Genomic DNA, 13,067 nt, shown 5'->3' on the forward strand with positions numbered 1-13,067 from the left:
ATTTTTTCAATGAGGCTTGATTTAACTAGCACAACTCATTGGTAAATAAGGATAAGGAGGAGTAACATATTTGATATCTATTCCCGTCTGTGGATTCCATTTTTCGTTAGCAAATGGCAATTTTTCATCATCTGGTGATAAATCTTCTGCATTTACCCACTTTGTGATCATTTCTTCAGTAGGTAGTAATCCCTCTTTTTCTTCATCTTCTTTTTCAATATTAGGGCGTGGAGGATAAGGAATTGATACTTTGTAGTAAGGGGGATTAGGTTTATCTTGACCTGCCTTCTGAATCTCTTCTATAGTACCTATAAACTTATCCCAAACTATCTCAAAACTGTACAAACAAGATGCTTCATAAGTAGACAAAATAGGATTTAATACTCTTCTATAACTACCATCAACTAGAGAATAAGCTTGTCCACAGAACAAGAGATTCAAACAGATACTTCGCCAATTTTCTTGATATGGCATGATAATCGTCTGCTGTTCCAAAGTGCTAGATGCATGGTAATTTTGCCATTCCTGATGGTCTGGCAATCTATTAGGGCTAAGAAACAATTTTGTGATAATGTTATTTTGTAGATTTTCATTGAAGATGATGGCATTTCGTGCCACTGCTTGTACACTTTTGTCCTCATCCTCTAATATTGTCTTGTCTTGCCAAAATTTTTGTATGTCTTCTTCTGTTTGCCACGTCTTGGAAATCAATTGAGATAGTTTTCTTGATTGAAGAAGTCTTCGTATAGTAAAGTACTGATTCATAAAACTATCATTTGCTTTCGGAGATGTTGGCCAGGGCATTATTTCATCCATATCTACTCCCTCACTAGGCAAATAGTCTATATCTTCTCCTAGCTCTGGTAATTTTTCTTTTAAGAATTTTTGGGTACCTGTATATACTGTTGTCTTTATTTTTTGATTAACGTCATTACTTTTTGAACATTCAACATATTCAACTATAAGGATCTGATATTGCATATCTTCATTTTGATTTTGATATGCTTGATTTTGATTTTTATCCTTATTGGGGACGCAAGAAAATTTTTGATGATTAGTTAAAATGAAGGGAATCATAAATATTACTACCTGCTAAAATTTTTGTGGAATCATAAACTAAAAGTAAGTTGAAAACTTGGCATTGCACAATTACAAAATGATGCTTGAGTTCAATCTCCATCATTTAATTTCTGTACATAACTAAAAACAGAGTTAATTTAACTTACTTACTGTAAGTGATCAAAACATCTGGGATTATGTCAAACAATCTTGTTCACTATCTCCTGAGATAACTTTTCCTTAAGCTCCATAGCATTTTTAATAATATATGACTAACGATCCATGTCTGGATCATCTGAGCCAAATATTAAATTGTCAGAGCTGATAAACTGAATTATCTGAGTTAGATAAGCTTCAGAAGGGCTAACCATAATATAACATTGATAGTGACAAAATTATCGTCAGGCGATCGAGTTAAGTTTACCACTTTGCTTACTTATGGCTAATTTTTTTAAGGCTTAATTTAGCAAGTACAAGTCGGTGGTAAATAAGGATAGGGTGGTAAAACATATTCTATATGGATACCGTCTTTTGAGTTCCACTTTTTCTTTGCAAATGGGAATTCTGTTGATTTTGGTTTCCGTACTATATCTTGTGAATATGCCCAATTTTTGATTATATCGGCAGTTAGTATAGGTTGGAATACTCCATCCTCATCGCAATCTGCCTTTTCTGTTACATTAGGACGTTGAGGGTAAGGAATAAACACTCTGTAGAAAGGGGGTTCATTCTTTCCTACCTGCTTAATATCTTCCATAGTCCCTACAAAGCTGTTCCAAACTACCTGGAAACTGAATAAACAAGACGCTTCATAAGTAGACATAATGGGACTCTTTAATACTTCTATATATCGATCGCCTTTTTTGTAATAAGCTTGTCCACAAAACAACAAATTCAAACAGATATTTCGCCAACTTTCTTGATTTTTCTTGATAATCATTTGACGGTCAGATTTAGTTGCTGAAGATTCAGACTTAGTACGATCTGGCGGTCTATTAGCACTCAGAAATAGTTTCCTAATAATCTTTAATGTTAATACTTTCTCTTCCTTTATTTCAGTCTCTTGGTTACTACTAATTGTAGGGTCTACTAATGATTTTTTTTCATCAATGGTAGCCTCTATTTGATCGTCCCTGAGCCATGTCTCAGCAATCAATTGAGATAATTTTCTAGCTGCCAGAAGCCTCCGCAAAGCATGATATTGATTGATGAACATCTTATCATCTATGCTTTTTTTCTTAAACTTCATCACTGCCTTCATATCTAATCCCTCATGGGGAAAATTGTCTATTTTTTCATTTCCTATTCCTGGCAACTTTTCCTTTAAATATTTTTTAGTTCCTGTATATACTGTTGTTTTGATTCCGAGATGAGAGTTATCATCTTCTTCCACTAAAAGAATTTGGTATTGAAAATTTTCCCCCTGAGATAAATTTGGGGATAGAACTTCATATCCAGGTAATTTTTGATTATTGGTACTATCTAAATCGAAAGGCATCATAAATCTTACCGAATAATTAAGGTTTAAAGCCTCTCCTTTAAAGGAGAAACAAGAAAAAAATTTCCGTTTATTCAATCCTCTTCCTTTTAGGGAGAGGTAATTATTAATTATTAATTATTAATTATTAATTATTAATTGTTTAATACCTCCTCAAATTGTTATTTAATCATCAAAAAAGACCAGTCATTTCAGCGAACTGTTATAAGTTCTCGCTATCTCTAGCTTAAAACTTATAACTTTTCCTTAAACTCAACAACATTTTTTACCACATCTGGCTGATGATTAATATTATGATATAAGTTATATCATATTTTTGACTTTTTAATGTAAATTTTTGTATTCTTTGTCCAACCACCATAACCAATAGGGCAACCAACCACAACCAGATTCTAAAAATCCTACCTGCAGTTTTGACTGTAGTCCAGTAGGGTGCTTTAGACCGCTATCATAACGCACAATTAACCATTTTATCAATGTGTCAGTTCGCTACTACTTAAAAATTATTGGAATAAAGATTTAAGAGTTAAGATTTTTAATATTAGTTAAATTCACAAAATTGGAGAAGTATAAAGCTTACCAGAGAAGACGAAAATATTTATAATAGTATCAAATAATTGTCAAGTATTAATATATAATTATGCCCGCAAAAGACATTTTTCATGATGTTGTCAAAAACGCCTTAATCAAAGAAAGTTGGACGATAACTGATGACCCTCTTTTTTTAGAATTCGGAGGAGTTGATATGTATGTCGATTTGGGTGCAGAAAAACTTGTTGGTGCAGAAAAAGATGGAAAAAAAATTGCTGTTGAAATCAAAAGTTTTGTTCGACAATCCCTAATTTATGAATTTCATAATGCTTTGGGGCAATTTATTAACTACCGTACAGTATTAAGGAGAAGTCAACCAGAAAGAACTCTCTATCTAGCTGTGTCTGAAGATACTTATGAAAGTTTTTTCACTCTTATATTTGCTCAAATAGTTGTTGAAGAAAATCAAATAAAATTAATCATATACGATCCCAATAGGGAGGTAATTGTGCAATGGAAAAATTAGCTAAATATCGAGCAAATATCAAAAGTATTATTACCGACTATAGTCAATATAAACCATCTTATGGAGATATAGAAGTTCAAGTTGTTTTTGATGAAGAACGGGACCATTATCAACTTATAAATGTAGGTTGGCATGGTAATAGAAGAGTACGGGGTTGTGTTTTACAAATAGATATTAAAAATGAAAAAATCTGGATACAACATGATGGTACAAAAATTGGTATTGCTAGTGAATTGGTAGATTTGGGAGTGCCACCATCAGATATTGTTCTAGCTTTTCACGCACCCTATAAACGCAAATATACAGGTTTTGCTGTGTCTTAGAAACGTTTTGCTCCGCAAACAGCAGTTCAGCAATCAGCGTTCAGCTTTTTAGAGGATATCTGAAACGTTTTTGATACTGAATTTTGCCCCCTAGCCCCCAACTTTGGGGGAACAAGAGTCAATTTGCTTCTAAAAGTCCCCCAATTTTGGGGGATTTAGGGGGCTTAGATGTAGCAAATGGGACTTCTCAGACAACCTCTTAGAAGGGATCTTTTACCCCTCCTAAAATTAAACGACTTAAGTTAACGTGGGAATCTGCATCTATAATTTTGTATCCGTTCAGCTAGGTAAATCATACTTACAATCCTAAATCTGATTTTGCAACTTCAGCCATAGCTAATAATTTTTCCTCCCACTTTTTCCCTACATTATTTTGTTGTAAATATTCTGTCAAGGAACCGTTCTACTAAACTTACCCAAACTTACCCATGCGTGATTACATAAGCTTTGGAGTTAGCTTCCTGCTTCACAGAAGACCACTGACCGCAGTCTGCAACTTATCTTCTCCACAGGCTTAAATTCGCTTGGAACTCAAGCTACTGATACACATAGTTTTTCAGGTTGATAGCAGCATTCAAATCTCTATCAGTTTTAAAACTGCATTCACTACACTCATAAGTTCTCAAGTGTAACGGCATTTTCTGTTGATGCCCACAGTTTGAACATATTTGAGAACTTGGATAAAATCTATCAGCTATGACTAATTCACTGCCGTACCATTCACATTTGTATGTAAGTTGACGTTTAAATTCATAAAAACCACAGTCTGCTATGGCACTTGCTAGTTTATGGTTTTTGAGCATTCCACTTACATTCAAATCCTCAATTACTATGGTGCTGTGGTTTTTAGCTAACCATGAAGTGAGTTTATGTAGAGCGTCTACTCTGATATCGGCTACTTTTTTGTGGACTTTTGCTAGTTTTTTTACTGCTTTGCGTCTGTTTTTGGAGCCAATAACTTTTTTACTGACTGCACGTTGATGACGAACTAATTGTTTTTTTGCTTGTCTGTAGGCTTTGACATTGGCAAATTTACTACCATCAGAACAGGTTGCTAATGTATTTATGCCTATGTCTACACCAATAGTTTCTTCAACTTTTTCTGTTGGAGCTGGTTCAATATCATATTTAAAACTGATGTACCAACTATCTGCTTTTTTTGATATTCTGACATTTTTTACTCTGCAATTCGGTAAGATTTCGTATGTTTTTACTACTCCTATTCTGGGTAATTGTATGTAGTTCCCTTGAATAATCTTAATACTACCTTCTAAATAAAAATTGTCTTTTCTACCTTTTTCTTGAATTTTGGGAATCCACGGCTCGGAATAGTTAGAAAGTTTTTAAATGCCCTTTCTAAATCTCTTAATGCTTGTTGTGGGGCACATTTAGACACCTCATAATACCAAGGATTAACTGATTTGACTTCAGCTACTAAACGTTTATGGAGGGTGATGGCGCTTGGGCGTTTTTTAGTTTCTTCGTACTCTTTTATACAGGTTGCTAATCCCCAGTTATAAGCATGACGGGCTACACCTGCGTGTTTAGCAAGTATTGTTTTTTGGTAATTGTTAACTTTTAATTTGGTCTTGATTGATTGCATTTTAACTGGTAAGCCATAGAAAGAAAATAAAGTTTTTAGGTAGTTGTTTTAAGGAATATTATAATGTATTATAGCAGGTAATCAGCATATTTTTAATACTTCTTAACATTTGTCCAACTTTGTCCAATTATTCGGCTTCAGTAGTTAGCCCCATCCATTTGACTGTAGATGTAACTGAGTTGCAATTTGATGTTTGCAAATTGTGCGACGATAAATCATATCGGCACAAGTACAACCAGTATTATTCACTTCAGCAACGGTTCCTTTCATCGGATTTCTAACTACAGCACTAATACCAGTTAATTCGACTTCTAACTTTTCTAATGCTGCCCGATTATATCGTTCTAGAAAAGCATGAATTTCTGGATAAACAATCAAATACTTGCCATTTTCAGTATTAATATTTATGCCAGAATGCTGAAAATTATAACTTTTTATTTTACCTATATTACGCTGTTTAATTTGCAAAAAACAGAGTAAACAATTGAGAAATTGAGCTTTAGATAAAAAAGTGCTGCACCGTCCTTTTGATGTTCTATAAATTATTTGGGGAGTATTACTAACCCCAACAGTTTTTAGACATTCAATTTTAATTTCTAATGGTACTAATGGCTGAATTTCTGAAATTATTTCATTGGGAAAATGATTGGGTTGAATACCAACATAACTAACCATGATATAATCCTCTTATGACTTAATTTTTTGACCCAGGCACTCTATGAAATAGCTAATTCAGGTGAGTGCCTTTTATATTACAATTATACTTCAGTTTTTAGAAATCGACAACCTATATAAATCAATCCAGACAAAGAATAGAGGTATTACTACAAAGTTGGATAGTAAGGTTTTTTGAGGACACGGAGAGGGGGAGACACACCAGACGCGGGCGTTGCTGAATTGAAGTATGAATGCGCGATTGTTTGCTTCTGGTCCACGCCCCCTAAATCCCCCGTTCAACAAAAAGCGCAGCAACATCTGGCTTCCCCCTTTCCAAGGGGGACGGGAGGGGGATCGCGGGGGACTTTTAGAGTTTTATTCCCCCCAATTTTGGCTTGCTCGGCTAGCTCTGCATCATACCCATAATTAGCAACGCCCAGACGCGGAGAGGGGATGTCACCGTGTCACCGCGTTCCCGTGTCTCCGTTTCCTCATGGGGAGTACAGGAGTAGGGAAAATGGAACATTTTTGATACCTACAGGACTTCCGCAAATTGACTTTTAAACCACCATATGTAGGGGCGAATGGTATTCGCCCTCCCTATAACTAGAGTCTCTACGTAAGTCCTGACCTAATTAAGGGGATTTGATATAATTAGAAGTTACGCATAAGGTGCGAAAAGTTAGGATTTGAGATTGCTTTCTGTTCCGGAATGCTCCGCAAACCCTGTGGATCGCAATGACGGAAATATGTTGTACTGCGTAAGTCCTAATAATAACTACAGGAATTACGCATAATGTGAAAATATACGCTACTTGTAAGGGCGAATGCCATTTCCTAACGGAATGCTCCGCAAACGCCCCTACTGGATATGGTTATTTTGCGTAAGTCCTGAACTGATAACTGATAACTGTTAACTGATAACTGAAATGACCACAGCCATTAAACCAAATCTTCTTAGTGAAGACGAAGCTTTATCCTTATTAGAAACAACTGTAAAAAAATCTGAGGCAGAGGGTATTGTCGTCACTCTGAACAATGACGAATCATCCCTAAGTCGCTACTCAGAAAATCAAATTAGTCAGAATATTACTAAAACAAAATTTGAACTCAATATTACCAGTTATTTCGGAACTCGCAGCGCCACTGCCTCCACTACAGAATTAGACTCGGATGCCATTACAGCTACTATTCGCAGTTCGGAGGAACTCGCCCGCATTGCTCCACAAGACCCAGAATGGGTACCACTACTGGAACCTCAAGAATATGAAAAACGTACTCCCGCTTTTGATGAGTTGACTGCTACTATCTCCCCACTAGAGCGAGGAAAAATAGTACAACAAGTATGTGCTATGAGTGCCAATGCAGGAGTTGATGGCTCCGGAACTCTGAGTACAGATACATTTTTAGGGGCGATCGCTAACTCAGTTGGGTTACGCGCCTATAGTAAATATACAAGAGCAGATTTTAGTTTTACGGCAAGAATTGAAAATGGCTCTAGTTGGAGTCGTAGCACTGCCTGGGGAATAAACCAACTACCTACTGAAACTCTAACGGAGGAATTGATAAACCGTGCTTTTGCATCTCGCCAACCTAGAGAAATTAGTCCTGGTGTTTATCCTGTGATTTTCAGTGGGGCAGCTTTAGCCGATCTATTAATTTGGCTAATATTTAATTTAGATGCACGGGCGGCAGATGAGGGGCGATCGTTTATGTCGCGCACTGATGAAACAGGTAAACCAGTGGGCAACCGAGTTGGGGAAAAAATGTTTAGTCCTTTAGTGCAGATGCAGCGCTATCCAGGACATCCTTTGTTGCAGTTGGAGACTTTCTCTAATGATGGGTTGAGTAATCATTATCTGGAAGTGATTAAGGATGGTGTACCACAGACTTTATCTTATAGTCGTTATTGGGCAACACAAAAGGGTAAGCAACCCACGGGTTATATGTTTCCAGTGGTAATGGAGGGTTCTGAACAAAGTTTGGCTGATTTAATTGCCCAGACGGAAAGAGCTGTTTTGGTAAATCGTTCGTGGTATGTGCGTTATGTTAATCCTCGGACATTGGAGATGACTGGTATGACACGGGATGGTACTTTTTGGATTGAGGATGGTAAGATTGCTTATCCGATTAAAAATTTGCGGTTTAATCAGGTTTTGCCGGATATGTTGCGGGATGTGGATGCGGTTAGTCAAGTACAACGTTATGGTGATAGTGTTTTGCCTGGACTAAGAGTAAAGGCGTTTAATTTTAGTAGTGTGACTGATAGTGTTTGATTAGGAGTCAGGAGTCAGGAGGGAAGAGAATTTAGAGGTTGTCTGAGAAGTCTCATTTGCTACATCACTCGCCCCCGCGCATCCCCCAATTTTGGGGGACTTTTACCAGCTAATGGATTTTTTTTCCCCCCAGAATTGGGGGTTCGGGGGGCAAAATTCAGTATTACAGCGGTTTTCATTTGGGTAGACCACAGTAGGGACGTTCTATGGAACGTCTCTACAAGGTTTTGCTTGTGAAGATGTGGTTGATCAATTTGAAAAACGCTGTAAACAACTTTTCAGATATCCTCTTAGCTAAATCGCTCTTGAGCCTCACGTCATAATCTGTGATTTGACGTGAGATGAATCGGCGGTAAATTAATGGGAGGAGATGTCCCATTAATTTACAAATTTTTATGTTATCATCGAATTATGCTGGTTTGAGCTAATCGCCGTCAGTAATGAACCATGAAAATTTAATAGGATATGGGGTTGTTTGCCCGAATTCCTAGTCAACCGTGGGAAAACGTAAAATCTTATTGCGGAACTAGGTGAGCAGTTTTTTATGTGCAAAAAGAGCGGTGGGGCATCCCGTTTTTAAAGCTCGTGGAGTCCGACGGGATACCGGGACTGTGAAACGAGAAGCTCACACTATACCGTCAGGTTAGTGTGGGAGTATGTCACAAAGATGTCTGATAGACATCTCCAATAATACAAAATAAAATTAATTATTGTACAGAAATCATTAATTATTTCTGCCTACTACCCTACTTCCCTGCTCCTGAAAAAGACTTTTTCAGCAAACCCTAACTATGGAGACTTCTGGTGATATAGCAGATTTATGATTAAGATTAAGTAGGTAAGCATAAATAAACCCAACAAGTTTGGGGCGGGTTTTTAGGACTAAATTGAAAATATTAAAGCTTTCGGCTAAACCCGCCCCTACAATTTTTTTAACGTTTAATTAGAGCTACTTACTTATCATCTGTAAATCCTGTTTTACTTTTGTTATTTAATTACTTTTTATAGCCTTTAATTCTTGGCGAAATGCCTCTAATTTTTGTTTATCCTCAGCACTCATATTTTCCTTATTTTCCAACTCTAAAATCTTTTTAGCTAGGTCTAATTCCCGAACTGGATTCCAGATTTTATCATTTGCTTGAGCGAAGCCAGACCAACCATGAGGTTCGAGAACTTTTGCTTCTTTATAGTTATAGAAAAAGTTGCGAATTTTCTGTTTTAAATCTGCTGGTAAATCTTGACGATAAGCAATTGGGTCACTAGGAATTAAAGTAGAAGTCCAGATAGTTTCTATATTAGCTCTTGCTTTTGGATTTGTTTTTTGGAGTCGGTCTAAAGCTTCATTATTATTAGTAGCTACATCTACTTGATTATTGGCTATTGCTAAAGCTGTTGCTTCGTGACTGCCGGAAAAAATTAAGCGTTTAAATGCTTTTTTGGGGTCAACTCCGTTTTGAGCAAAAACATAGTAACTCGGTACTAAAAAACCGGATGTAGAGTTCGGGTCATTAAAAGCAAAAGTTAAATTACTTGCATTTTTAATCACATATTTATCGCCTCCCATTGCTTTAGCTTGAGCAACTATAGGATTATCTTTGTTAGTAATTAAATGAGAGTAATAACCTTTACCACCTTCTGTATCTACTACCTGGGCAAATGCTTCAGCTTTAGCACGTGCTGCTGCTTCAATATAGGATTTTCCTCCATACCAAGCTAGGTGGACATCCCCAGTTCGCATGGCTTCAATTACTGCTACATATTGAGTCACATAAAATGCTTTAACTGGTAAACCAATAGAATCAGAAAGTGCTTTGATAAATGGTTCCCAAATTGGTCTTTGATTACTTTGAGATTCAGTGGAAATAATGCCAAATTTTAGTACTTTTACCTGAGCTAATGTTTGGGGTGAGAAAGTTAAATTAGCTAATTTTGCTCCGGCTAAGGATAGAGCAAATAGAGATGAATTTTGAACAAATTTACGTCGGTCCATAGGGTTCTTTTCTCTGGAAGTATTAGTAGTTGTCAGTTATTTAAGCTATCAGCCATCAGCTATCAGCTATTAGTTTTGTGTTTTTTCAGAGACAGATTTGTCCGTTGATCGATTATCCTATATTAATGTTAAGTTTTGGTTAAGTTTATTTTAGAGAATTTTGGGTTAGAAATTAGCGATCGCTACGAGACAAATAATAGCCATGAAACAGCCCCCTAAATCCCCCAATCCTGGGGGACTTTTAGAGTTTTATTCCCCCCAAATTTGGGGTGCTAGGGGGGCTTGCATCATACCCGGAATCAGCCACGCCAGGTGATGGAGTTGCTCAATTGAAGTGTGAATATGCGTGGTAAAGCCCCCTAAATCCCCCAAGATTGGGGGACTTTTAGAATTTTATTCCCCCCAAAATTGGGGGCTAGGGGGCAAAATCATTTGAAGTATGAATGCGTGATTGTTTAGTTCTGGTAAAGCCCCCTAAATCCCCCAAGATTGGGGGACTTTTAGAGTTTTATTCCCCCAAAATTGGGGGGCTAGGGGGCAAAATCATTTGAAGTATGAATGCGTGATTGTTTAGTTCTGGTAAAGCCCCGAAATAGGATCATCTCAAGCCCCCTAAATCCCCCAAGATTGGGGGACTTTTAGAGTTTTATTCCCCCCAAAATTGGGGGGCTAGGGGGGCAAAATCATTTGAAGTATGAATGCGTGATTGTTTAGTTCTGGTCAAGCCCCCTAAATCCTCCAAAATTGAGGGACTTTTAGAGTTTTATTCCCCCCAAAATTGAGGGATTTTTAGAGTTTTATTCCCCCCCAAAATTGAGGAATTTTTAGAGTTTTATTCCCCCCAAAATTGGGGGGTTAGGGGGGCTTGCATCATACCCTACAGATGGTGTATAATTCAATAGTTTGCCTAATTCCAGATAATAGAAAATGCCATCCTACTCCCCTCTAGACTAAGGGGTAATTTAGATGAGTAATCAGGTAAGTACAAAACATCCGATCCTTGACTACATAATTACCATAAATATCTCTATCGATGAGCTTTCGTTGCAAAAGACTTTTCAATACTTCTTCAACTGAATACTTCATAGGAATCATCAAGTTTTCTACCTCAAAAGTAGCAGTTAGCTTTTCAAGTGTTACAGAATTATCATTTTCTGCAAGCACTCTCAGAACTTTTGCCTCATCAACACTGAGGTCAGAACACCACTTTTCAAAAATAGCATTTCCCACATCCCTGACAGTTGCTTGCAAAGCTTTCTCCCAAATGTCAATTTCTACATATCTTGACAGATGATTACTGAAAAGGTGATAGCAGAGTAATTGCATCTCGAATGGATGTCCGCCAGAATATTTTAATATATTCTGCATGACTTCTTGACTGAATGAAACTCCTGTTCCAGCAAGAGACTCTCGGATGGTTTCTTGAACTTCTTTTTCAGTTAAGGATGTCAGTTCGACTCTAGACAAAAAGTATCTAGAGACGGGATGGTGTTTTTGGACAGATGTTATCTCTACCCAATTTGTGGAAGTTGATGCCAAACCTACTAGAATTTTAGTTTCCATAAGTGAATCTGTTAGTGCTGATTTTAATGTCATCAAAATCTCTGGAACTGCTGCCAAATTTTCTAGGTCGTCAAGCAGGATAACAAATACATCGGTTTTTTCTTTAATGTCTTCCCATAGTTTGCTGAGAGTGTCTCGTAAAAAAGCTTTAGGTGATATTATGTTCTGGTTGTTCTTGTTGCGCTCAACTTTTAATCCAGTTCCTAGTATATTAATTTCCAGAGCGCTTAAGAATTCAAGCACTTTCTGAAACCGCTCAACAGGGTAAGGTAGATCGTGTAAAATACCTTCTACTATGATACGAGCAACATCTAGTAAATTTGAATCTGCTTGAATGGGTTCGATGGGAACAATACATGAAATATACCCACGACTTTGACATATTTTCTTATATTCCCTCAGTAATGTTGATTTACCTATTCCCCAATCACCAAGAATCAGGAAATGTTCTCGATATTTACTATAAATTGCTCTATTGAGTTTATCTTCAAAAAATTCGAGTTCCTGTGTTCTGCCGCCAAAAACAGTAGGTTCCAAACCTGTCATTGGTGTAAAAGGGTTTCCAACTCGCCTGATTTTCTCGTTACGAGTATCTATCGCTCTTTGAACTGCTGATACTAACTTATCTTCAACTGCTGTGGGAGATTTTTCTATAAAATCAAACACACCTTTGGTTAAAGTTCGCCTTGCTAATTCTACATTTCCATAAGCAGTGATCACAATAATAGGACGAAGTGGATCGAGGTCTACTGACTCATCTATTAATTCTAATCCTCCCATTTCTTCTCCAGATGAACCTGGTATTTTCAAATCAACAATTAGAATTTCAAACGGTTGAGTTCTTAGTTTTTTAAGTGCTGGGATAACTGAATCACATTCCTCTATTTCTATGGGCGATTTAGAGTCTAAATCCTGTGGTGTACTAAAATTCAAAGATTCTAATCTGATTCCACGTTTTAAAGACTTAACATATCTTTTGAGGGTATCTCTATTATCATCTACAATTAATATTCTCAATAGCATAATTAATAACTCCAAGAA

11 protein-coding genes are annotated in these 13,067 nt (G+C 36.8%); 3 read left to right on the top strand and 8 right to left on the bottom strand.

Features of this window, described 5'->3' with window-relative positions; all coding sequences use genetic code 11:
• Positions 1-21: 21 nt before the first annotated feature.
• From SAGCYANO_RS21755 to SAGCYANO_RS21765, 3 genes are all read right to left on the bottom strand, one after another.
• The gene (locus SAGCYANO_RS21755) at positions 22-1,077 is read right to left on the bottom strand and encodes a hypothetical protein (RefSeq protein ID WP_202221982.1); all 1,056 of its coding nucleotides are present in this window, start codon (positions 1,075-1,077) and stop codon (positions 22-24) included.
• Positions 1,078-1,522: 445 nt separating this feature from the next.
• Complete coding sequence (locus SAGCYANO_RS21760; protein WP_202221983.1) at positions 1,523-2,560, bottom strand: hypothetical protein; 1,038 nt, start codon at positions 2,558-2,560, stop codon at positions 1,523-1,525.
• A 321-nt stretch (positions 2,561-2,881) separates the two neighbouring features.
• Positions 2,882-3,034, bottom strand: a complete 153-nt coding sequence (locus SAGCYANO_RS21765) for a hypothetical protein (RefSeq protein ID WP_202222016.1) — start codon at positions 3,032-3,034, stop codon at positions 2,882-2,884.
• A gap of 163 nt (positions 3,035-3,197) precedes the next feature.
• Here SAGCYANO_RS21765 and SAGCYANO_RS21770 point away from each other — a divergent pair, with 163 nt between their 5' ends.
• Positions 3,198-3,614: a XisH family protein gene (locus SAGCYANO_RS21770; RefSeq protein WP_202221984.1), complete on the top strand. Its 417-nt coding sequence runs from the start codon at positions 3,198-3,200 to the stop codon at positions 3,612-3,614.
• A complete protein-coding gene (locus SAGCYANO_RS21775; RefSeq protein ID WP_202221985.1) occupies positions 3,602-3,937 on the top strand; it encodes a XisI protein in 336 nt (111 codons plus the stop codon). The genes SAGCYANO_RS21770 and SAGCYANO_RS21775 overlap by 13 nt, the downstream gene beginning before the upstream one ends.
• Before the next feature lie 536 nt (positions 3,938-4,473).
• Here SAGCYANO_RS21775 and SAGCYANO_RS21780 read toward each other — a convergent pair.
• From SAGCYANO_RS21780 to SAGCYANO_RS21785, 3 genes are all read right to left on the bottom strand, one after another.
• Positions 4,474-5,253 carry an RNA-guided endonuclease TnpB family protein gene (locus SAGCYANO_RS21780; protein WP_307785952.1) on the bottom strand — a complete coding sequence of 260 codons (780 nt, stop codon included), beginning with the start codon at positions 5,251-5,253 and terminating at the stop codon, positions 4,474-4,476.
• Positions 5,208-5,540: a helix-turn-helix domain-containing protein gene (locus SAGCYANO_RS45260; protein ID WP_237396493.1), complete on the bottom strand. Its 333-nt coding sequence runs from the start codon at positions 5,538-5,540 to the stop codon at positions 5,208-5,210. Before SAGCYANO_RS45260 ends, SAGCYANO_RS21780 begins: the two co-directional genes overlap by 46 nt.
• 144 nt (positions 5,541-5,684) lie before the next feature.
• Positions 5,685-6,215, bottom strand: coding sequence for a hypothetical protein (locus tag SAGCYANO_RS21785; protein WP_202221986.1), 531 nt, complete (start codon positions 6,213-6,215; stop codon positions 5,685-5,687).
• A gap of 911 nt (positions 6,216-7,126) precedes the next feature.
• Between SAGCYANO_RS21785 and SAGCYANO_RS21790 the strand changes: the two genes are divergently transcribed.
• Positions 7,127-8,473, top strand: a complete 1,347-nt coding sequence (locus SAGCYANO_RS21790) for a TldD/PmbA family protein (protein ID WP_202221987.1) — start codon at positions 7,127-7,129, stop codon at positions 8,471-8,473.
• A 991-nt stretch (positions 8,474-9,464) separates the two neighbouring features.
• On the opposite strand, the gene phnD is transcribed toward SAGCYANO_RS21790, so the two are convergent.
• Both phnD and SAGCYANO_RS21800 read right to left on the bottom strand, forming a co-directional pair.
• Positions 9,465-10,463: a phosphonate ABC transporter substrate-binding protein gene (gene phnD, locus SAGCYANO_RS21795; protein ID WP_202221988.1), complete on the bottom strand. Its 999-nt coding sequence runs from the start codon at positions 10,461-10,463 to the stop codon at positions 9,465-9,467.
• Between the two features lie 945 nt (positions 10,464-11,408).
• Positions 11,409-13,049 (bottom strand): response regulator, encoded by a 1,641-nt coding sequence (locus tag SAGCYANO_RS21800; protein ID WP_202221989.1) that lies wholly within the window; start codon positions 13,047-13,049, stop codon positions 11,409-11,411.
• Positions 13,050-13,067 lie beyond the last annotated feature (18 nt).

The sequence above is a fragment of the Okeania sp. KiyG1 genome (assembly GCF_014132355.1).
Lineage (GTDB): Bacteria > Cyanobacteriota > Cyanobacteriia > Cyanobacteriales > Microcoleaceae > Okeania.

Coding starts and splice junctions, on each gene's coding strand:
- SAGCYANO_RS21790 (WP_202221987.1), top strand. CDS start 7,127: ATGACCACAGCCATTAAACCAAATCTTCTTAGTGAAGACGAAGCTTTA.
- SAGCYANO_RS21755 (WP_202221982.1), bottom strand. CDS start 1,077: ATGATTCCCTTCATTTTAACTAATCATCAAAAATTTTCTTGCGTCCCC.
- phnD (WP_202221988.1), bottom strand. CDS start 10,463: ATGGACCGACGTAAATTTGTTCAAAATTCATCTCTATTTGCTCTATCC.
- SAGCYANO_RS45260 (WP_237396493.1), bottom strand. CDS start 5,540: ATGCAATCAATCAAGACCAAATTAAAAGTTAACAATTACCAAAAAACA.
- SAGCYANO_RS21770 (WP_202221984.1), top strand. CDS start 3,198: ATGCCCGCAAAAGACATTTTTCATGATGTTGTCAAAAACGCCTTAATC.
- SAGCYANO_RS21760 (WP_202221983.1), bottom strand. CDS start 2,560: ATGATGCCTTTCGATTTAGATAGTACCAATAATCAAAAATTACCTGGA.
- SAGCYANO_RS21775 (WP_202221985.1), top strand. CDS start 3,602: ATGGAAAAATTAGCTAAATATCGAGCAAATATCAAAAGTATTATTACC.
- SAGCYANO_RS21800 (WP_202221989.1), bottom strand. CDS start 13,049: ATGCTATTGAGAATATTAATTGTAGATGATAATAGAGATACCCTCAAA.
- SAGCYANO_RS21785 (WP_202221986.1), bottom strand. CDS start 6,215: ATGGTTAGTTATGTTGGTATTCAACCCAATCATTTTCCCAATGAAATA.